Source organism: Dongia sp., from assembly GCF_041906375.1.
GTDB lineage: Bacteria > Pseudomonadota > Alphaproteobacteria > Dongiales > Dongiaceae > Dongia.
Window position 1 is genome coordinate 420,291 of sequence record NZ_JAYRJJ010000002.1, and the last position, 20,485, is coordinate 440,775.

At 63.9% G+C, this 20,485-nt stretch carries 22 protein-coding genes; 10 read left to right on the forward strand and 12 right to left on the reverse strand.

All coding sequences use genetic code 11. The features are described from left to right. The first annotated feature begins 100 nt into the window (after positions 1-100). The 3 genes from ACE3OA_RS08755 to ACE3OA_RS08765 are packed head-to-tail and all read left to right on the forward strand — an operon-like array spanning position 101 to position 1,181. Positions 101-388: a GIY-YIG nuclease family protein gene (locus ACE3OA_RS08755; protein ID WP_374310070.1), complete on the forward strand. Its 288-nt coding sequence runs from the start codon at positions 101-103 to the stop codon at positions 386-388. Positions 389-431: 43 nt separating this feature from the next. Further along, complete coding sequence (locus tag ACE3OA_RS08760) at positions 432-620, forward strand: hypothetical protein (protein ID WP_374310072.1); 189 nt, start codon at positions 432-434, stop codon at positions 618-620. A 3-nt stretch (positions 621-623) separates the two neighbouring features. Beyond that, on the forward strand, positions 624-1,181 hold the full coding sequence (locus tag ACE3OA_RS08765) for a GNAT family N-acetyltransferase (RefSeq protein WP_374310074.1): 558 nt from the start codon (positions 624-626) through the stop codon (positions 1,179-1,181). Positions 1,182-1,183: 2 nt separating this feature from the next. Here ACE3OA_RS08765 and ACE3OA_RS08770 read toward each other — a convergent pair whose 3' ends face one another. From ACE3OA_RS08770 to ACE3OA_RS08780, 3 genes are read right to left on the reverse strand one after another with little or no spacing between them, the layout of a single operon-like run. Beyond that, complete coding sequence (locus ACE3OA_RS08770) at positions 1,184-1,786, reverse strand: DUF938 domain-containing protein (protein WP_374310076.1); 603 nt, start codon at positions 1,784-1,786, stop codon at positions 1,184-1,186. After that, positions 1,786-2,982: an alpha/beta fold hydrolase gene (locus tag ACE3OA_RS08775; RefSeq protein ID WP_374310078.1), complete on the reverse strand. Its 1,197-nt coding sequence runs from the start codon at positions 2,980-2,982 to the stop codon at positions 1,786-1,788. Before ACE3OA_RS08775 ends, ACE3OA_RS08770 begins: the two co-directional genes overlap by 1 nt. Positions 2,983-2,993: 11 nt before the next feature. Continuing rightward, the gene (locus ACE3OA_RS08780; protein ID WP_374310080.1) at positions 2,994-4,229 is read right to left on the reverse strand and encodes an MFS transporter; all 1,236 of its coding nucleotides are present in this window, start codon (positions 4,227-4,229) and stop codon (positions 2,994-2,996) included. A 189-nt stretch (positions 4,230-4,418) separates the two neighbouring features. On the opposite strand from ACE3OA_RS08780, the gene ACE3OA_RS08785 reads away from it, so the two are divergent. Further along, entirely contained in the window at positions 4,419-5,678 is a 1,260-nt protein-coding gene (locus tag ACE3OA_RS08785; RefSeq protein WP_374310082.1) for a D-amino acid dehydrogenase, read from the forward strand. A gap of 56 nt (positions 5,679-5,734) precedes the next feature. After that, positions 5,735-6,469, forward strand: coding sequence for a hypothetical protein (locus ACE3OA_RS08790; protein WP_374310084.1), 735 nt, complete (start codon positions 5,735-5,737; stop codon positions 6,467-6,469). A gap of 84 nt (positions 6,470-6,553) precedes the next feature. Here the strand turns inward: ACE3OA_RS08790 and ACE3OA_RS08795 are convergent, their stop codons facing one another. Beyond that, positions 6,554-8,428, reverse strand: a complete 1,875-nt coding sequence (locus ACE3OA_RS08795) for a putative bifunctional diguanylate cyclase/phosphodiesterase (RefSeq protein WP_374310086.1) — start codon at positions 8,426-8,428, stop codon at positions 6,554-6,556. A gap of 294 nt (positions 8,429-8,722) precedes the next feature. On the opposite strand from ACE3OA_RS08795, the gene ACE3OA_RS08800 reads away from it, so the two are divergent. Next, entirely contained in the window at positions 8,723-8,920 is a 198-nt protein-coding gene (locus tag ACE3OA_RS08800; RefSeq protein WP_374310088.1) for a hypothetical protein, read from the forward strand. A 3-nt stretch (positions 8,921-8,923) separates the two neighbouring features. On the opposite strand, the gene ACE3OA_RS08805 is transcribed toward ACE3OA_RS08800, so the two are convergent. Together ACE3OA_RS08805 and ACE3OA_RS08810 are read right to left on the reverse strand one after the other, a co-directional pair. Next, positions 8,924-10,123 carry a DUF2336 domain-containing protein gene (locus ACE3OA_RS08805; protein WP_374310090.1) on the reverse strand — a complete coding sequence of 400 codons (1,200 nt, stop codon included), beginning with the start codon at positions 10,121-10,123 and terminating at the stop codon, positions 8,924-8,926. 2 nt (positions 10,124-10,125) lie between these two features. Then, complete coding sequence (locus ACE3OA_RS08810; protein WP_374310092.1) at positions 10,126-11,793, reverse strand: diguanylate cyclase; 1,668 nt, start codon at positions 11,791-11,793, stop codon at positions 10,126-10,128. Positions 11,794-11,947: 154 nt separating this feature from the next. On the opposite strand from ACE3OA_RS08810, the gene ACE3OA_RS08815 reads away from it, so the two are divergent. From ACE3OA_RS08815 to ACE3OA_RS08830, 4 genes are read left to right on the forward strand one after another with little or no spacing between them, the layout of a single operon-like run. Beyond that, positions 11,948-12,637 (forward strand): pyrimidine 5'-nucleotidase, encoded by a 690-nt coding sequence (locus ACE3OA_RS08815; protein WP_374310094.1) that lies wholly within the window; start codon positions 11,948-11,950, stop codon positions 12,635-12,637. Beyond that, a complete protein-coding gene (gene dapD, locus ACE3OA_RS08820) occupies positions 12,634-13,482 on the forward strand; it encodes a 2,3,4,5-tetrahydropyridine-2,6-dicarboxylate N-succinyltransferase (protein ID WP_374310096.1) in 849 nt (282 codons plus the stop codon). The genes ACE3OA_RS08815 and dapD overlap by 4 nt, the downstream gene beginning before the upstream one ends. A 3-nt stretch (positions 13,483-13,485) precedes the next feature. Further along, positions 13,486-14,634, forward strand: a complete 1,149-nt coding sequence (gene dapE, locus ACE3OA_RS08825) for a succinyl-diaminopimelate desuccinylase (protein ID WP_374310896.1) — start codon at positions 13,486-13,488, stop codon at positions 14,632-14,634. Further along, complete coding sequence (locus tag ACE3OA_RS08830; protein ID WP_374310098.1) at positions 14,627-15,205, forward strand: hypothetical protein; 579 nt, start codon at positions 14,627-14,629, stop codon at positions 15,203-15,205. The genes dapE and ACE3OA_RS08830 overlap by 8 nt, the downstream gene beginning before the upstream one ends. A gap of 4 nt (positions 15,206-15,209) precedes the next feature. Here the strand turns inward: ACE3OA_RS08830 and ACE3OA_RS08835 are convergent, their stop codons facing one another. The 6 genes from ACE3OA_RS08835 to fabD all read right to left on the reverse strand — a co-directional run bounded on the left by ACE3OA_RS08835 (position 15,210) and on the right by fabD (position 20,370). Beyond that, positions 15,210-15,671, reverse strand: coding sequence for a hypothetical protein (locus ACE3OA_RS08835; RefSeq protein WP_374310100.1), 462 nt, complete (start codon positions 15,669-15,671; stop codon positions 15,210-15,212). Continuing rightward, positions 15,671-16,672, reverse strand: a complete 1,002-nt coding sequence (mltG, locus tag ACE3OA_RS08840; RefSeq protein ID WP_374310102.1) for an endolytic transglycosylase MltG — start codon at positions 16,670-16,672, stop codon at positions 15,671-15,673. The genes ACE3OA_RS08835 and mltG overlap by 1 nt, the downstream gene beginning before the upstream one ends. A gap of 96 nt (positions 16,673-16,768) precedes the next feature. Next, the gene (gene fabF, locus ACE3OA_RS08845) at positions 16,769-18,031 is read right to left on the reverse strand and encodes a beta-ketoacyl-ACP synthase II (RefSeq protein WP_374310104.1); all 1,263 of its coding nucleotides are present in this window, start codon (positions 18,029-18,031) and stop codon (positions 16,769-16,771) included. Between the two features lie 201 nt (positions 18,032-18,232). Next, complete coding sequence (locus tag ACE3OA_RS08850; protein WP_133613758.1) at positions 18,233-18,469, reverse strand: acyl carrier protein; 237 nt, start codon at positions 18,467-18,469, stop codon at positions 18,233-18,235. Positions 18,470-18,670: 201 nt separating this feature from the next. After that, a complete protein-coding gene (fabG, locus tag ACE3OA_RS08855) occupies positions 18,671-19,408 on the reverse strand; it encodes a 3-oxoacyl-[acyl-carrier-protein] reductase (protein WP_374310897.1) in 738 nt (245 codons plus the stop codon). Between the two features lie 14 nt (positions 19,409-19,422). Next, positions 19,423-20,370, reverse strand: coding sequence for an ACP S-malonyltransferase (gene fabD / locus ACE3OA_RS08860; RefSeq protein ID WP_374310106.1), 948 nt, complete (start codon positions 20,368-20,370; stop codon positions 19,423-19,425). Between the last annotated feature and the right edge of the window lie 115 nt (positions 20,371-20,485).

Genomic DNA, 20,485 nt, shown 5'->3' on the forward strand with positions numbered 1-20,485 from the left:
AGGTGGGAATTGGCGGTTCCCCTGAGCCATGCAGCAGGCTGGTGCGGGTCATGCAAAACACGCTAGATAAATTGGCACGAAAAGATCCGCGGATTGCAGCATGGTTGACCCGAAAGAGCCATCGCCTTGTTTCGTCTACATTCTAGGCTGCGAAAGCCCACATGGCTACCGAACCTATGTCGGCTGGACCCTGGATCTGGAGCGTCGCCTCGCGCAACATAATAACGGCAGCGGGGCCAAGTCGACTCGGGGCGGCGTTTGGACATTGCTCTATCATGAGCAATATGCGACACGACGCGAAGCCATGAGCCGGGAGTGGCACCTGAAGCGCGACCGCGCGTTTCGCAAAAAGGTCCGGCCTAGCGGCAGCGACGGCAAAGATCGGTAGGGGATGACCGATCGTCGTCCGCAAGAAGATAAGAGGTAGGGACATGACGATGGATACCGTTGAGACTTACGACAAGGCAGCGGCCGAACTCATCGCCCGCTATCGCGACAGCGCGTTGCAGATCGCCAAGAGCCGCGTGGCCCAGTTCGAAGGCGAAGGCGATTGGAAGATGCATCGCCGGTCGCTGATGGTGCTGACCTCGGTCGAAAAACTGATGAGCGAAGCGCGCTGATCCATGATGACTCAGCCGATTGAAACGGACCGGCTGATCATCCGCAATTGGGAGGAGCGCGACCGCGCACCTTACGCCGCGTTCCTTGCCGATCCTGTCTTGCGCAAATTCTTCCGCAGCGTCGTGGATGCCGCGACGGCTTCCAGCTGGATCGATGGCTATATCGATGAGCTCGCACAGAGCGCATTCGGCTGGCGCGCGATCGAACGGAAATCAGATGGCGCGCTCATTGGCGATGCCGGTGTCGGCCTGATCGATGAAGCGAGCCGCGCGGTGATGCGCGGACAGCCCCTGGTCGAAGCCGGCTGGACGATCGGGCGGGAGTTCTGGGGCCAGGGCTATGCCACGGAAGCTGCCGGCGCCTGCCTCAAGACAGCCTGGTCCGACCCCAGCCTCACCGAAATCGTCGCCGCGGCCCATGTCGAGAATACCGCCTCGCACCGGGTCATGGAAAAGCTGGGCATGCGCCGCGACGCCCGCGGCGATTTTGCCGATCCGCGCTTCGAGCCCGGCCACTGGCTGCAGCCGCACGTCCTCTATCGCCTTGATCGGCCTGAATAATCCTAAAGACGGCGAAAAACGACGCTGAGATTGTTGGCCGGCATTTCGGTGATTTCCGGCGCCCCGAAACCCGCCGCCGCCGCCAGAGCCGCCACATCGCCCAGGTCGCGCACGCCCCAGGCCGGATTCTGGCTCTTGAGTTGGTTGTCAAAAGCCAGATTGCTCTCCGCCGTATGCCGGCCGTCCCGCCGATAGGGACCGTAGAGATAAAGCACGCCGCCTTGCGGCAGGATCCTTGCCGCACCCTGCATCAGGCCCTCGGCCGCTGCCCAGGGCGCGATGTGGATCATGTTGATGCAGATGACGGCATCAGCCGATTTCACTTTCCAATCCGCCTCGCGCGCATCGAGCTGCAGCGGCGGCAAAATATTGGGGACACCGCTTGACGCGACCCAGGCCGCGACGCTGCGCAGACTGCCAAGCGTGGGATCGCTCGGCTGGAAAGTGAGTTCCGGCAGATGCCGCGCGAAATGAATGACGTGCTCGCCGCTGCCGCTGGCAATCTCCAATACCGTGCCGCTATTCGGCAGCACCCGACGCAGCACATTGAGGATGGGATCGCGGTTGCGCTGTGCGGCCGGCGCTGAAAGCCGTTCGTCCGACATCAGATGCCACCTGCTTCCTGCGTCGCGATCCTGGCACCGCTTGCGAGTGTTTTGTGGACCGGGCATTTTTCGGCAATCTCGATCATCCGCGCCCGCATCTCTGCATCGAGATCGCCGGTCAAGGTGATAGACCGGGTGAAGAGATCGGGCTGCGCCAGGTCGCTCTTCTCCTTCACATGTTCGACCACCGTGCGGATATGCGCCACCGGCCAGCCCTTGCGCTCGGCATACATGCGCAAGGTCATGGTCGTGCAGGCGCCAAGTCCCGCCGCCACCAATTGATGCGGGGTGGGGCCGGAGCCGAGGCCACCCACATCGACCGGTTCGTCGGCCAGGAATCGGGCGCGGCCCGTCTTGATCTCGACCTGGTATTTGCCGCCGCCGGTTTCTTCGACGACGACGCGCTTTTCCGGCAGTTCCTCGGCCCATTCCACTTCCGCCCCCAGATAGCGTGAGGCCCAGGCGGCAATGACATCGGCGGCATAGGCCGCATCCGAGGGTTTGGTGAGCAGATGGTCGGCATCGTCGAGGGAGACGAAGCTCTTGGGGTGCTTGGCGGCCTGGAAGATGGCGCCGGCATTTTCGGCACCGACCGTCTGGTCGATCGGCGAATGCAGTACCAGGAGGGCCCGCTTGAGGTCGGCGATGCGGGCAGCCTGATCATGACGGTGGAGATCGTCGATGAAGGAACGGCGCATGGTGAAGGGCCGCCCCCCGAGATCGACCTCCGCCTCGCCCTTCGCCATCAGGTCGGGCAAGCGGTCACCGAATTGCAGCGTCACATGCTTGACGTCGAAGGGGGCGCCGATGACGGCCACCGCCGTCACACTGGCGATATCGCCCGCCGCCGCCAGCACCGCGGCACCGCCGAGGCTGTGGCCGATGAGAAGCTTGGGCACCATGCCCTTCCCCGCCATCTCGGCAGACGCTGCGACGAGGTCGCGGACATTGCCGCTGAAGGTGCTGTCGGCGAAATCGCCCTCGCTCTCGCCCAGCCCGGTGAAATCGAAGCGCAGCACGCCGATGCCGCGCTGGGTCAGGGCCCGCGCGATGCGCACGGCGGCGATGGATTGCTTGGTGCAGGTGAAGCAATGCGCAAAAAGAGCGAAAGCGCGCGGCGCTCCATCCGGCAGATCGAGCCGGCCGGACAATTGATGCCCGTCGGCACTGCGGAAATCGAATGGCTCGGTTGCCATGCCTTGCTCCTTCAGGTCGATTTGAGCCCGCCTGGCCTCACCATGGCCGCCCGCGGCAAGCGGCGCAACAGCAGCCACAGGGCGATGCCCATATTGATCACATTCCAGGCGATCCCGTTCAAGAATGCCATCTCATACGAGCCGGTAAGATCGAAGATGACGCCGGACATCCAGCCACCCAGCGCCATGCCCATGACCGTGGCGGTCAGCACCAGGCTGATGCGGAGGCCCGCCTGATGCGCCGGGAAATTGTCGCGCACGATGAGCGCATAGCTCGGCACGATGCCGCCTTGCGAGAGCCCGAACAAGGCGGAGACGACGTAGAGCGACATCAGCCCGTCGAAGGGCAGGTAGAAGATGAGCGCCAGGCATTGCAGCGTGGAACCCAGGATGAGCGTACCGACGCCGCCGATGCGGTCGGCGATGGCACCGGAAATGAGACGGCTGACCACGCCGGTGAATAGCATGATGCGCAGCATCTCGGCCCCCGCCGCGGCGCCGTAACCGAGATCGCCGCAATAGGCGATCATATGCACCTGGGGCATCGACATGGCCACACAGCAGGCGATGCCGGCGAACATCAGCAGGCCCTGCAGATAGAAGGGTGCCGTGCTCGTTGGGCCGGACGGCGCCGCCTTCACTGTTTCACGTGAAACGTCGACGGCGAAAGATGGGCGACGGCGCAGCAGATATGAGAGCGGCAGCATGGTGACGAGGCAGATGATGCCGATCGCGGCATAGGAAGCGCGCCAGCCGAAGGCGTCGATGGCCTTGAGCAGCAAGGGCGGCCAGATGGCGCCGGCCAGGTAATTGCCGCTGGCGACAATGGCGACGGCAATGCCGCGCCGGCGCAGGAACCAGAGCGAGATGTCCGCCACCATCGGGCCGAAAGTGGCCGATGAACCGAGCAGGCCGATGAGCACGGCCTGCGCCAGGATGAACTGCCAGTAGTTCTGCGACAGGGCCGCGGCGATAAACCCGAGGGCCAGCATGCAGGCACCGAGAATGAGCGGCACCATGATCCCGCGCCGGTCGGCAAGGCGCCCCATCAATACGCCGCCCACGGCAAAGCCGATCATGGTCGCGGTATAGGGCAGCGAGGCGCCGCCGCGCCCCAGGCCGAATTCGGCCTCGATGGTGGGCAGCACCACGACAGGCGTCCACAGGCCGATGCCGCCGATGATGGCGATCGCGAGGCCCGCAGCGAGCCGCCCCCAGGCATAGCGGCTGTCATAGCCGTGATTCATGGTCTTTTCCCCTGACTTTATCTTTTTTCTTATTTCTGGCTTCTTGGTAGCGGATGCGGCTCTCTGTCACAATTCACGCTGCGGCATGCCTGTCATGTCGGCGGCGATGGTGGCGGTATCTGGGCGAAGCGCGCGCGATCGGTTAAAAGAGCGCGCAGATTTCATGGGTATGTGCTGGAGAGTTGCATCGTGAAGATCGTGGTCCTGGGTAGCGGCGTCATCGGGGTGGCAAGCGCCTATTTCCTCGCCCGTGCCGGTCATGAGGTGGTTGTGCTGGACCGCCAGGAAGGGCCGGCGCTGGAAACAAGCTTTGCCAATGCCGGCGAGGTCTCGCCGGGCTATTCGGCACCGTGGGCAGCACCCGGCATTCCACTGAAAGCCCTCAAATGGCTGTTCATGCGCCATCGGCCCCTGGTGATCTGGCCCAAGCCGGATCCGGCCATGTGGCTGTGGGGCCTCCGGATGCTGCGGAACTGCACGGCCGAGCGTTACGCCCATAACAAGGGGCTGATGCTGCCCATCGCGCATTACAGCCGCGACATCCTCCAGGAACTGCGGCGCGACACCAATATCGCCTATGACCAGCGCATGCAGGGCACGCTGCAGCTCTTCCGCCTGCAAAAGCAGATGGACGGGATCGGGGCCGACACGGCCGTGCTGGCCCAGACCGGCATTCCCTTTGAAGTGCTCGATATCGAAGGTTGTCTCAAGGTCGAACCGGGCCTCAAGCATGTGCGCGAGAAATTCGTCGGCGGCCTGCGCCTGCCGCAGGACGAGACCGGCGATTGTTTCAAATTCACGCAAAGCCTGCGGCACCTCGCCGAACAGGCCGGCGCCAGCTTCCTCTATCAGGTGACGATCAACGGCCTTATCCGCGACGGCGACCGCATCGCCGCCGTCGACACCAATGGCGGACGCGTCACGGCCGATGCCTATGTGGTGGCGATGGGCAGCTATTCGCCGCAGCTGCTGCGCCCGCTGGGCCTCAAGCTGCCGATCTATCCGGTGAAGGGCTATTCGCTGACCTTGCCGGTGACGACGGAGGATGGCGCGCCGCAATCGACCGTGATGGACGAAACACACAAGGTTGCCATCACGCGGCTCGGCGACCGGATCCGTGTCGGCGGTACGGCGGAACTGGCCGGCTTCAATCTCGATCTGCGCGAAGGCCGCCGATCGACGCTCACTCATGTGGTCAGCGATCTCTTCCCCAAAGGTGGCGATGCCGCCAGGGCCGCCTTCTGGTGCGGCCTCCGGCCCATGACGCCGGACGGTCCCCCGATCATCGGCGGCACGCGCTATTCCAACCTCTATCTCAACACCGGCCACGGCACGCTCGGCTGGACGATGGCCTGCGGCTCGGGACGCATCATGGCCGATCTCCTTTCCGGCCGGCGGCCCGAAATCGATATCAGCGGGCTGGGGTTGGAGCGCTATCACGGGCTTTGAGTGCAAGTGGGGCGATCCGTGGTAAGATAAACGCAAATGGTCCAAGGGAGATCGTGATGCGCACCTTGCCCCGGATTGCCATTTCCGCCCTCATCGGCTTGTCGGCCTGCAGTCAGGTACCGCCTGGACAACCCGGCATCGACAATGCCGCCCAATCCGGGGAGACCATCTATCATATCGGCGATAGCGCCTTTGCCTTCCGCTCGGGCGAGGTCCTGCAAACCTGGCCCGTCATCGCCTATCAGTCGCCGATGCAATTCGCGCGGGTCGCCTTGCAGATACCGGCCGAAGCTCTCGACCCGGACTTGCAAGAGGGCAGGATCCAGATCGACGTGCTGCCGCCACAGCGGCGCTCGGTCGACGATATCATCGCCGCCGCCTTCCCTGATTGGCGTGGGCGCGAAACCGCACCCGATGGCAGCCGCTATCAGTATGACCCGAAATCAACACTTCAGCCCGATGGCGGGCGGCGAACCTATCTGCGGCGAGGAGAAGCGCAGCTTGTGGCCCTGGCCCCGGAAGTCGCCGATGACCATGCCCCGACCTTCTTCCTGTCCGAGAAAAACGGTCGCGTAGAGCAGGTGATCGAATGCCGGCGAGACGTGCCACCCTCGCATGATGTCGGAGAGTATTGCGCGTTTTACCGCATGATCACCAAGGCAGACGGTATCGACGCTTACGACTATCGCATCTTCTTTCCTCGCAGCTATCTGGATGACTGGCGGAAAATCGATAGGGCGACCCGCCTTCTGTTGGCGCGCGCCTTTATTGCCGGCAGCTTGAGCCTGTAAGGATCATTCGACGCTAGCGCTTCCTTCAGCGCATGGAGCGACGCCGGATCACTGAATTTTCCGTGCAGGATGGTGGCTGTCGGCCTATTCCGCGGCCTTGGCGGGGATCAGCGGCAGTTCGGCTTGGGCGCGGAGTTGCGGGTTTGCCCACAATCTGGCGATGTCGGCACGCGACATCGGCTTGCCCAGCAGATAACCCTGGGCCTGGTCGCAATCCTCGTGCTGCAGCCAGGCGAGTTGGGTCGGCGTTTCGACGCCCTCGGCGGTCACGGTGATGCGCAAGGAACGGCCGAGCGCGATGACGGCGCGCACGATCGCCATCGAATCCGGATTCTGCTCCATCGCCCAGATGAAGGACCGGTCGATCTTTATCTTGTCGAAGGGGAAACGCTGCAGATAGCTCAAGGACGAGAAGCCGGTACCGAAATCGTCGAGCGAGATGTGGATTCCGGCGGTCTTCAATTCCTTGAGGATAGCGAGCGTCCGCTCGGTATCCTCAATGAGGACGCCTTCGGTGATTTCGATCTCGAGCCGGTTGGGGGCGAGGCCTGTCTCGGCGAGGATCGCGAGAATCTGTTCGGCAAGATCCGTCTGGCGGAACTGGATGGGCGAGAGGTTGACGGCGACGATCTTGTCGCCGGGCCAGCCGGCCGCTTCGCGACAGGCGGTGCGCAGGACCCAATCACCCAATTGCATGATGAGGCCGCATTCCTCGGCCAACGGAATGAACTCGGCCGGCGAAATGGGACCGCGTTCGGGATGGCGCCAGCGCAGCAGCGCCTCGCAGCCCAGAACAGTCAGATGTTCGCAATCGACCAGCGGCTGGTAGTGAAGCTCCAGCTGGTTGGCGTTCAGGGCCTGGCGGAGGTCGCGCTCAAGGCGGCGGCGCTCCTGCAGCCGAAGGTCCATTTCCGATTCGAAGAAACGGTAAGTGGCACCGCCTGCGGCCTTGGCACGGTCAAGAGCTGTATCGGCGGCGCGCAGCAACTCATCGCCGCTGATTCCGTCGCTTGGATAGAGGGCGATGCCGATGCTGGTACCGATGACGATATGGTGGCCGCAGATGAGGAACGGCTCGCCCAGCGTCTTCACCAGGCGGTCAGCCATGACGGCCGGCCCGTCGGGATGCGACAAGCCCACCTGGATGAGAGCGAATTCGTCGGCTCCAAGCCGCGCCACGGTATCGTCGGCGCGGATCGAATTCGTGAGGCGCAGGGCCACCTGGCGCAGCAATTCATCGGCGATTTCCGGCCCGAGCAGATCATTGACCGGCTTGAACCGGTCGAGATCGAGTGAAAGGACGGCAACCGTATTGCCACCGCGCTTGGCGCGCGCCATCGCCTGGCCCAGGCGATCGCGGAAGAGATTGCGGTTGGGCAGCGCCGTCAGCGAATCGTGATGCGCCATGTGGAAGATGCGCTGCTCGGCGGCCTTGCGCTCGCGGATGTCGCGGACGGCAACCACGCGGGCGTCGCCATTTTCGAACGGCATGATGCGGGCATGCACTTCGACCGGAATCTTGCTGCCATCGGCGTGGCGCAATTCCATTTCGATCGCGTCACTGCTTTCCTGCGTGGCGAGCGGTCTGTCGATCTGCTGCAATTGTGTGCGTAGGATGCCGTGGCTCGACGGCGCACAGAAGTCATAGAGGCTGCGGCCGATCAGCAATTCCTGCGGCCAGCCGAGAATGGCGGCCATGGCGATGTTGGCGTCGAGCACAATGCCGTCGCGGTGAATCACCAGGCCCTCGAACGTCGCATCAGCCAGTTGGCGGAAACGCGCCTCGCTGGCGCGCAAGCGGGCTTCGCTTTCGCGCAGTGCCGTTGCTTCTGCCTTGGCACGGGCGGAACGGGGCAGGAAGTGGAATAAAGCGAATCCAAGGCCCACCAGGGCCAGCAGGGTGGCAAAGCCCAGGGCGAGAGCCAGCTGTTCGGCAGATGTCTCGAAGATGAGCGGCATCGCTGGGCCTGTCGCGGCTTTCCAATTGTGGTCGGGCCCGCCGAATGCACTGGGGCCCGTTAAGCTTTATAGCCAGGAGAATCTGAATCAGAGATTAACGTGCTCATATCATGGTGTGCGCGAGTAGGAATCATTTTATGCGCACACTATTTGATAGAGAGGCTAGCCAATCGAACCGGATGCAGCATGGATCCGGGCCGGATTGTGCGGGACGTCACTGAACCTTTTCCGACAGTGCCCCCAGATCCCTTGGACTGGCCGCCGCAAAGGCGGTCGTCATGAAACAGGGGAAACATGATTTCTGGTCGTATCGGCTTCGTCGCCGGCCTTGTCGGCCTTGGCCTCACCGGTCATCGCGCACAAATGAATCATCGCCCGCTGCCGCAAGGCGCTTCCGTCATCGACGAGATTGAAATCGCGGCACAGGCGGCACCGCATCGGCCCGCCCGCCGCTATCGGCTGCTCGCCTTGCTGAAAGGCACCACCTTCTGAGCGTCAGCCGGTGAAGAGTTCCAGCTGCCACTCCATCTCTCGCTCGGTCAGCGGATAGTCGGTACCGCCCCTCGGGTTCAGCACCTGGTGCGGCGGTATGCCGGCAATCTTCAACTGCAGCTGCAGGGCCTGGCGCATACTGAGCTTGGCCTTCCAGGCGAGGGCCGTCACGGCCTTGGCGCTCATCGAGGTCATGATCTTCTTGATGATGACAGCGTCCAACGCGGCGTCGCGGCCGAGGGCGGCCATCACCTGCTCACGCTTGCCGCCGGCGATGGCGCCGTTCATCGCCTCCTCGTCGCCCGGCGGCGGCGGGGTGGTGCTGTCGGCCGATTCACGCTGCTTGGCTTCGGCGGCAAGACGCTTCTTGACCGCCTTTGCCACAGCTTTCGCGGTCGTTTTATCGAGATCGGGCCGCGCTGTCAGCAGGTCGAACAGGGAGGAAGAGACGAATTCGGCCAGCCGCTTCACCGCATTCATCGGCAAGAGCGGGCGTTTCACCAGCGGTTCCTGCCATTCCTCGATCGCCGGCGCCTTGTCGAGGATGAGGTCCAGCGTCTCCTCGCGGATCTGGGCGCTGCCATTGTTGAGGAGGCCGGTGATGGTCTCGGTTTCTTCCGGCACCTCGACCGCCGCGGCAACGATCGCATCCGCCAGCCGGTCGCCGATGCGGCGGCGCTTGGCGATGGCGGTCAGCGCCCCGCGAATGGGGCCGCTGCTGATGATCTCCATGAGATCATCATCGGTGAGAATGGGTGAGTATTGGAGGACCGGCCCGGCGACCTTGATCTCCAGATCGCGGGCCAGTTCCTGAATGATGTGTGGCGGTGCGTCGGTGAGGTCTTTCAGGGCCTCGGCCACGATGCGCCGGACTTTCACCGCCTGGTCGCGCGCCAGGGTTTCCAGCACCTCGATGGTCATATCGCGAATCTGCGTGCGGGCTTCCTGCGACAGCTGCGGGGCCAGACGCGCGATCTTCTGCGCCAGCAATTCGCGCACACTCTGGTCGGTGTCGCGCGCCAGCAGCAGGTCGGCCTGGCGCGGCGTTGCCTCATTGCCGGCGATGGCACGGCGAACATCGGCCGATTTATCCTCGGCCAGGAAATAAAGAATTTCCGGCCGGATATCGTTGCGCGCGGCAAGGGCGCGGCGCTGAGCATCGCTTCCGGCGGCGGCGAGCCGCTTGGCCTCTTCGTATTCCATGCCTAATCCACCACCACGTAACTGCCTTTGCCGCCGTGCTTTATGCGATACATCGCCTCGTCCGCGCGCGCCATCAGCGCGTCGAGAGAATCCGCGTCGCTTGGGCGCAGCATGGCGATGCCGATGGAGAAGCCGAGCGGCTTCTCGGTACCGGGAGCGAAGCTTGCCAGCGATTTTGCCGCTTCCTGCAGCGCCACCGCCTTGGCAATCGCTTCCGCCCGGTCGACCTCGTCGATCCAGGCCACGAATTCGTCCCCGCCCAGCCGGCCGATGGGATCGCGCGCGCGCATCTGGTTGCGCAGGATATTGGCGGTGGCGATGAGTGCCGCATCCCCCTGGGCATGGCCGAAGCGGTCATTGATCTGCTTGAAATTGTCGAGATCGACATAGACCAGCGCGCCGCCGTGATGGGCGTGGCGGGCCCGCTCGACCACACGCGCCAGGGTCGTCTCGAAGCCGCGCCGGTTGAGGAGACCGGTCAGTGCATCAGTGGTGGAGAGATGCTTCAGCTGCTCATGACCCTTAAGTTGTTCGATGAGGACAGCGAGTTGCTCGGCGAGTTCGCCCAGCAGGAAGAGATCGTCCGCCAGCCAGTCGCCCCGCGTCGCATCGCGCCACAGGATCAGCAGGCCGACCCGGCGTCCGTCATGGCGGCACAGAAAGGCGAGCCCCAGGCGATGGCCATCCTGAATCATGGCGACGCCTTCTGGTGCCTGGCTGGCCGCCTGGATCAGGATGGAATCCGCCGGGGTGGTATCGCCACCCAGCGCCTCGACGGCGCCCTCGGTGCCGAAGCGGGCCACGCGGCCGAAATCGGCCCCCACGGCCTGGATGGCCGTGTTGAGGGCGGTGGCAATCGCTTCCGCCGGGTCGATGGTCCGGCGCAACGAGCGCAGCAGATGCACGACGAGCCGTTCGCGATGCCGCGCCTCGGCCAATTCCGTCTCGCGCGCCTTCTGGGCGGTGATGTCACGGGCCAACCCGCGCGCACCGCGGAATGTGCCGGTCGCCGACAAGGGTTGGGCCTGCACCAGCAGGCAGATCGGCCGGCCGCCGGCGGCGCGCATCCAGATCTCGCTGCCGCCATGGGGTCCGTCGCCGTGGAAGGCCATCTCGGCACCCTCGGCTATGGCGAAATCCCGCGGCTTGCGGCCGATGAGATCCGCCGGCGGATAACCCATGGCGAGCGGGCCGGAAACGAAAGCGAAGGCACCCTCGGCATCCACTTCCCAGGTGAAATCGGCGGCGGCGTCGATCAGTTCCTTGAAGCGCTGCCGCGAATCGATGAGGGCGCCGCGCAGGGCCCGCTCCAGGCTGATATCGCGCCCCAGCAGCAGGACACCCGTGCCACCGTCGCCCGCACAAGGCAGCAGGGTCAGATCGAGCGAGAGCGGCTTGCCGTCGGCACCGGTCAGCTCGATGGCGGCCAGGCGCCCGGCCGAGCCATTCCTGGCAGAGGCGACAGCCGCAGCGAGATCCGGCGCGGGGTCCGCCACACCTTTGACGAGAGGGGCAGCGGCACCATTGGCGGCAAGGATTTCGCCCGCCGGTCCGAGAAGCAGGACCGGGTTGCGGTCGAGGGCGAAAGGACCACCCGCGGCGAATAGCGATTTGGCCGCGGCGAGGGCGGTCTGGGCGGGTGCGGGATGTGCTGCGGGCGTTGCGGGCATGATGTCGGAGAGATTGCCGCCCACACGATTAATAGGGTGTTAAACCGGCCGACAACTCCCCTCTTTTGCCCCGCTCACGGCTTGCGAGCTTTGGCCGCAGGCCATAAGGTCCGGGCCGGATCAGTGCAGTCGATGCGGGAAGTCAGTGGCAGTCATGTCGTTAGGGAAGGCAAAACCGGTCGGTACCTGGATTTTCGACCTCGACAACACGCTCTATCCTGCATCCTGCCGGCTGTTCGACCAGGTGCAGGTGCGCATCCGCCAGTATATCCGGGAAAATCTGGGGCTTAGCGAGAGTGAAGCCCTGGCGCTGCAGAAACGCTATTTCCAAGAGCATATGACGACGCTGCGCGGCCTCATCGTCAATGACGGGATCGACCCCCATCACTTCCTCGATTTCGTGCATGCGATCGACCTGTCCGGACTGGCGCCCAATCCGGCGCTGGATGCCGCCATCGCCGCCTTGCCCGGCCGCAAGGTGATCTTCACCAACGGCTCGGTCCCGCATGCCGAAAGGGTCATGGAAAAGGTCGGCATCGGCCGTCATTTCGAGGCGATCTTCGACATCGTCGCCTCGGATTTCGTGCCCAAGCCCGATCTTGGCGTCTATCGCCGCCTGTGTGCGGAACACCGGATCGACCCGGCAGGGGCCGTCATGATCGACGACATGCCGCGCAATCTCGCCCCGGCCCACGAACTCGGCATGACCACCGTGCTGGTCAAGACCGAGGACGATTGGGCGGGTCCCGACGTCGATCCATCCTTCATCCATCACGTGACCGAAGACCTGGCTGCCTTCTTGTGGCCCTTCGGCTTACCAGCGAAAACGGGGAGCATTCTATGAGCGATTTGGCCAAGGTTATCGACGCCGCCTGGGAAAAGCGGGCCGAGATCAGCGCCGCCACCAAAGGCGAGGTGCGCGATGCGGTCATCCATGCGCTGGCCAAGCTCGATGACGGCACGTACCGCGTCGCCGAGAAGGTGGGCGGCAAATGGCAGACCAACCAGTGGCTGAAGAAAGCCGTGCTGCTCTCCTTCCGCCTCAACGATTCCTATCGCGTCGCTGGCGGCGGCGATTTCCCGGGCGGCGAGGCGGCCTGGTTCGACAAGGTGCCCTCGAAATTCGCCGGCTGGGACGAGGCGCGCTTCAAGGCCGCAGGCTTCCGCGCCGTCCCCGGTGCGGTGGTGCGCCAGAGCGCCTATGTGGCGCCCAGCGTCGTCGTGATGCCGAGCTTCATCAATGTCGGCGCCTATGTGGATTCCGGCACCATGGTCGACACCTGGGTGACGATCGGCTCATGCGCCCAAGTGGGCAAGAACTGTCATATCTCCGGCGGCGTCGGCCTCGGCGGTGTCCTCGAGCCCCTGCAGGCCGGCCCGGTCATCATCGAGGACGGTTGTTTCGTCGGCGCCCGTTCGGAAGTGGTCGAGGGCGTCGTCGTTGAAACCGGCTCGGTCATCTCGATGGGTGTCTTCATCGGCGCCTCGACCAAGATCGTCGACCGTGTGACCGGCGAAGTGCATTACGGCCGCGTGCCGGCCTATTCGGTGGTCGTCCCCGGCGCCCTGCCCGGCAAGCCGCTGCCCGATGGCACGCCCGGCCCCAGCCTTTATTGCGCAGTCATCATCAAGCGCGTCGACGAAAAGACGCGGTCGAAGACCTCGATCAACGATCTGCTCCGGGACTAAGACATCGTGGACCCCGTCAAGCTCGCCCAGGACCTCATCCGGCGCCCGTCGGTCACACCGAAGGACGAAGGCGCCATCGGCGTGCTGGAGGCGGCCCTGGCGCAAGCGGGGTTCCAGAACCAGCGCCTGCCCTTCGCCGCTGCCGGCACCACGGAGATCCAGAATCTCTATGCCAGCCGCAAGGGCGACCGCCCCGGCAAGAACATCTGCTTTGCCGGCCATACCGACGTCGTGCCGGTGGGCCGGGCTGAAAGCTGGAGCAGCGACCCCTTCGCCGCCGAGATCCAGGACGGCAAGCTCTATGGCCGGGGTGCCGCCGACATGAAGAGCGCCATCGCGGCCTTCGCCGCGGCGGCGGCGCGTTTCGTGGCAAAGCGCCAAGGCAAGTTCGCCGGGACAATCTCGCTGCTCATCACCGGCGACGAGGAAGGCCCGGCCGTCAATGGCACCAAGCCGGTGCTGGATTGGCTGGTCGCCAAGGGCGAGAAGCTCGATGCCTGCATCGTCGGCGAACCGACCAACCCCACCAAGCTCGGCGAGATGGCCAAGATCGGCCGGCGTGGCAGCTTCACCGGGCGCCTCACCGTGCACGGCGTCCAGGGTCACACGGCCTATCCGCATCTCGCCGACAACCCGATCCATCGCCTCTCGAAAATGATCGCGGTCCTGACCGAACCGCTCGATCAGGGCTCTGCCCATTTTCCGGCGACGACCCTGCAATTCGCCACCGTCGACGTCGGCAACCCGGCCAACAATGTCATTCCCGCCGAAGCGAAAGCGGTTTTCAATTCGCGCTTCAACGATCTTTATACGGCCAAGAGCCTAGAGGCCGAGATCCGCCGGCGGCTTGATACCGTGGGCGGGCGCTATGATCTGGTCTGCGAATGCTCGGGCGAATCCTTCCTGACACCGCCGGGCGCCCTCTCGGCGCTGCTGGTCGAGGCGGTGAAGGCGGAAACCGGCCTGACACCCGAGCTTTCCACCACCGGCGGCACATCGGATGCACGCTTCATCAAGAATGTCTGCCCGGTGATCGAATTCGGCCTGGCCGGCGCCACGATGCACAAGGTCGATGAGCATGTGCCGGTGGCGGATATCGAAGCCCTGAGCCGGATCTATGAGCGCGTGCTAGACGCCTATCTCGATGCGTAGCTGGGCGGAAGCACGCGCCGCCTTCACCGGCCTCATGCTGCTGCTGCGCTTCGACGCGGGCTTCGTCAACTGGTTCGACCGCAGCCCGGAGGGCGCCAGGCGCTCCTTCCGGCTGATGGTGCCGATGCTGCCCGTCTTCCTCTTCCGCCTCTTCACCGAAGTCGATCTGGCCAGTGCGGCGACGCCGCTCCTTGCCATCGTCACCATCGGCACCTGCTATGTGCTGGGTTGGGTGATGTTCCCGCTCATCCTCATTCTCGTCGGCCGCGCGATCGAGCGGGAAACGCAGGCGATCGGCGCGCTCAGCAGCTACAATTGGTTCGGCGCCGGTCTTTCCGTCATCGCCTGCGCGCTTTCCTTGGTGGAGAGCAGCGGCGCGCTCGGCGGCATACCGAGCCTGCTGTTCAGCGCGTTGATCATCGCTTCACTGGTCTACGAGACCTATCAGCTGCATGTGTTGATGGGCATCGGCTATATTGGCGCCGGCATCCTCGCCATCGTCGACTACACCCTGGCGCAGAGCCTGTTCGTGCTGCTGCTGTCGCCCGTCGTGGTGGTACCGACCAGCTGACGCGTCAGCAATCGTGCGGCAGGGTCAGCGTCTGGTTCTTCATGTCGATACCGAAGCTGCATTCATAGGGTTCTTCGGTCGGCGAGCCGTCGCCATTGGCGCCGTAGCAAACGATGCCGTTGCCGTATTTGGAGAAGCGGCCGACGCATTCATCCTGGACCGGTTCCATCGGGAAGGCGGCCCACATCTTCTCGGCGGCCTTGCCCGTCACATAGAAGACCGCGATATCCTTTGGCGCACCCTCGGCGGCATCGAGGGGGGCCGCCATGTCGAATTCGCCTTCGAGCGGCAGGCTTGTCTGTTCCTGCGCCACCGCCGGCACATGGTCGAAGGGGCCGAAGAAAGCGACACCACCGGCCAGCGCCGCCACCACGCCCAGATAGAGCGCACATTGCTTGCCGACATTCATGACCGGTTCCATACGATTGCTCACTGGAGTCTGGCTGTCATTCGGATCGAGCGACATCAATTGGCCTGCTTGTTCTGTTTCTGGAGCTTGCGCCATTTGGCGACATTCTTGAGATGGCCGTCCATGGTTTCGGCAAAGGCATGCCCGCCGGACCCGTCGGCCACGAAATAGAGTTCCTTGGTCTTCTTGGGGTGCAACACGGCCTGCAAGGACGCCTCGCCCGGATTGGCGATCGGCGACGGCGGCAGGCCGGTGATGACATAGGTGTTGTAGGGACTGTCGAGCTTCAGATCGGCATAGGTAAGGTCGCGCCCGAGCGGCGCCTTGCCCAGGGTCACCGCATAGATTACGGTCGGATCCGATTGCAGCGACATGCCTTGTCTGAGGCGGTTATGAAAGACGGCGGCAACGCGCGCGCGTTCGTCCTTGATGCCGGTTTCCTTTTCGACGATGGAGGCGAGGATGACGGCCTGCAGCGGCGATTCCAGGGCGATCTCGGTGTCGCGCTTCTCCCAGAGGCGCGCCAGGGTCTCGCTCATATTCGTCTTCATCCGCTCGACCAGGGCGCCGCGATCGTCGCCGCGCACGAAGAAATAGGTCTCCGGCAGCAGCGTCCCTTCCGCCGGCGGCGGCGGCAACGGTCCATCGAGCAGGGGCGAGGCCGCGAGCACGTCGAAAATCTCGCGCACCGTCCAACCTTCGGCCATGGTGATGCGGTGGAGCACCGATCTGCCTTCGATCAGCACCTGCATGGCGCCGCGCGGGGACGCGGCGGTCGGAAAGCGGAATTCGCCGGCATGGAGCGGCTGGTCCTTGGCGAACAGCTTCACGCCCAGCTTGAAGACCAGGGGATTGTCGATGACGCCTTCCTTGGCGAGAAGTTCGGCGATGGCGTTGACGCCGCTGCCCTTGGGGATCACCAGCACGGTCTCGTCACGCAAAGGTCCGCCGGCATTAAAGGCGTTCCAGAACCAGGCGCCGGCCCCGCCGCCCACCAGCAGAATGAGGAACAGCACGCCGCCGATGATTTCGGCGAGCGTCTTGCCGTTCAGCCTCATGACAGCACCGAGAGCATCATCATGACGAGGACGATGACCGGTGCCAGCATGGGCAGATGGCTTGGCATAGCGAAAGCGCCGGCTGCGGCCCGAACCTCAGTTCACGCCGGTGAAGATGACGCTGGCGTTGGTGCCGCCGAAACCGAAGGAGTTCGACAGCGCCGCGCGAATCTTGCGCTGTTTTGCTTGCTTCGGCGCCAAGTCGATGTCGCACCCCTCGGACGGGTTGGTGAGATTGAGGGTCGGCGGCGCCACCTGGTCGCGGAGAGCCAGGATCGAGAAGATGCCCTCGACCGCACCCGCAGCCCCCAGCAGATGGCCGGTGGCCGATTTGGTCGACGACATGGTGAGCTTGTAGGCGGAATCGCCGAAGAGACGCTTCACCGCGCCGAGCTCGATCTCGTCACCGAGCGGCGTCGAGGTACCGTGGGCGTTGATGTAATCGATGTCCTCGGGATTCATCTTGGCGCGCTTCAGAGCCGCCTGCATGGCGCGGAAACCGCCGTTGCCGTCATCCGACGGTGCCGTGATGTGATAGGCATCGCCCGACAGGCCGTAACCCACCACCTCGGCATAAATCTTGGCACCGCGCTTCTTGGCGTGTTCGTATTCCTCGAGCACCAGCATGCCCGCACCTTCGCCCATGACGAAGCCGTCGCGATCCTTGTCCCAGGGACGCGACGCCGCGGTCGGGTCATCATTGAACGAGGTCGACATGGCACGCGCGGCGCAGAAGCCGGCATAGCCGATGCGGCCGATGGTGGCTTCGGCACCGCCGGCCACCATCACATCGGCATCGTCGAGGGCGATCATGCGCGCGGCATCACCGATGGCATGGGTGCCGGTGGCGCAGGCCGTGACCACGGAATGGTTGGGACCGCGGAAGCCGTATTTGATCGAGACGTGGCCGGAAACCAGATTGATGAGGCAGGACGGCACGAAGAACGGGCTGACGCGGCGCGGGCCCTTTTCCTTGAGGATGAGCGCGGTGTCGTAGATGCCATTGAGGCCACCAATGCCCGACCCGATGAGCACGCCGGTGCGGTCGAGGTCTTCCTGCTCGGTCGGCGCCCAGCCGCTGTCGGCCACGGCTTCGGTGGCTGCCGCCACACCCATGACGATGAACGGCTCCATCTTCTTCTGGTCTTTGGTGGAGACGTATTCGTCGGGGTTGTAGTTGCCCGAAGCCTTGTCGCCCAGCGGCACTTGGCCGCCGATCTTGCAGGGAAGATCCGAGACATCGAAGCTCTGGATGCCGCTGATGCCGGATTCGGCCTTCAGCAGGCGCTTCCATACATGTTCCACACCCACACCCAGGGGCGACACGATGCCCATACCGGTGACGACCACGCGACGCATGATGTCCTCGCTCACTCTTTGCCGTTTAAGTTTACGCCTCGGTCCATGAATACGCCGCGAGATGCGACGCAAATGTCCCGAAAATGCTTATCACTAGAAATCGTTTGGGCCCCGAAACCGGGGCCCGCACGTGATTTCTCAATCGTTCCGGCCATTGCCACAGATCAAATACTTGATCAACAGCTTCGACCGGAAAATGCCTTAGGCAGACTTCGACTTGATGTAGTCGATGGCGTCCTTCACGGTGAGAATCTTCTCAGCCGCGTCGTCGGGGATTTCGCAACCGAATTCCTCTTCGAAGGCCATCACCAACTCGACCGTATCGAGGCTGTCCGCGCCCAGATCGTCGATGAAATTCGCACCTTCCGTGACCTTGGCTTCTTCCACGCCGAGGTGCTCGATCACGATCTTCTTCACGCGCTCAGCAACGTCGCTCATCTCTGTCTTCCCTTGTTTGAGCCGGCCTTTTCTTCTGGCCGACGGTCCTTGCAATTGTTACCCGAATTCCACACCCGAATATCGGTTCCGTCCCGCTATTCCGGATGAATCAGAGCTAATAGTCAGCGGTCACTTAACACAACTCAGCCGGACTTGACCAGTAGCCCCGGCGCCACCTCGCCCGATCACATAAAAATGTAATCAGATCATGGCCATACCGCCATTCACGTGAAGTGTCTGGCCAGTCACATAGGCGGCCTCGTCGCTGGCGAGATAAACCACGGCGCTGGCGATCTCCTGGGCCTGGCCCAGCCGGCCGGCCGGCACCTTGGGCAGGATCTGGTTGCGCTGTTCATCGGTCAAGGCATCGGTCATGGCCGTTTCGATGAAACCGGGGGCCACGCAATTCACTGTAATGCTGCGGCTGGCCAGTTCCTGCGCCAGGGCCTTGCTCATGCCGATCATGCCGGCCTTGGCGGCGGCATAATTGGCCTGGCCCGGATTGCCGGTGACGCCGACCACCGAGGTGATGCCGATGATGCGCCCGAAACGGCGCTTCATCATGCCGCGCATGGCGGCGCGGGCAAGGCGGAAGCCGGCGGTGAGGTTGACGTCGATGACCTTCTGCCACTCCTCGTCCTTCATGCGCATGGCGATGTTGTCGCGCGTGAGCCCGGCATTGTTGACGAGGATGTCGAGCTTGCCCAGGGCCGCTTCGGCGTCCTTCACCAGGGCATCCGTCGACGCCGGATCGCCGAGATCGGCAACGAAGACATGGACCCGGTCCTTGAGCTCGGCTGCCAGCGCATCAAGCGCTTCGCGGCGCGTGCCGGAAATGCCGACGGTGGCACCCTGCGCGTGCAGCGCCTTGGCGATGGCGCCGCCGATACCGCCCGAAGCACCCGTGACGAGCGCGGTCTTGCCGGAAAGATCGAACATCATGGAGAACTCCTTCAGACCAGAATCTTGAGGGCGGCTTCGATATCGGCCGGCTGGCCGACCGACAGGCTGTCGATTTCCTTGTCGATGCGCTTCACCAAGCCGCTCAGCACCTTGCCGGCGCCCAGCTCGAAAACATGCGAAACGTTGAGGCTTTTCAGGGTCTGCACGCTTTCGCGCCAGCGCACGGTGCCGGTCACCTGATCGACCAGAAGCTTGCGAATGGCGGCGGGGTCGGAGACCGGCTGGGCCGTCACATTGGCGATGACCGGCACGACCGGCATTCTGATATCGGTCTTGGCCAGCGCTTCCGCCATCGCATCGGCGGCGGGCTGCATCAGCGGGCAATGGAAGGGGGCGGAAACGGGCAGCATGACCGAACGCTTGGCCCCGGCTTCAAGCGCCAGCGCGCCGCCGCGCTCGACCGCCGCCTTGGCGCCGGAGATGACGACCTGGGAGGGGTCATTGTCATTGGCGACCGCGCAGACCAGATTGGTTTCAGCAGCCGCCTGAGCAGCCACCTTCTGCGCGCGCTCAAGGTCGAAATTGAGAAGGGCAGCCATCGCCCCCTCGCCCACCGGCACAGCCTTCTGCATCGCCTGGCCGCGCAGCTTCAAGAGGCGCGCGGTATCGGCGAGGGTAAAGGCGCCGGCGGCAGCCAGGGCCGAATATTCGCCCAAGGAATGCCCGGCCACATAGGATGCCTTGTCGGCGAGGCGGAATTTGCCCTCGGTCTCCAGCACCCGCAGCACGGCCAATGAGACGGCCATCAGCGCGGGCTGGGCATTCTCGGTCAGCGTGAGGTCGCCTTCCGGCCCCTCGAACATCAGCTTGGAGAGCTTCTGCCCCAGCGCGTCATCGATTTCTTCGAAAACCAGGCGGGCCGGCCCGAACGCCTCGGCCAAAGCCTTGCCCATGCCGACGGCCTGCGACCCCTGGCCGGGGAAAACGAAAGCACGCATCGAGATTGCCTCCATAAGAAAGAGTGCCGGGCTTAGACCCCAGGACTGGCCCCGCCGTCAAGCGCGGAACCGGATTTGGCCGAATGGCTTGCCCCCGCAGCCCGGGAGTTGTATG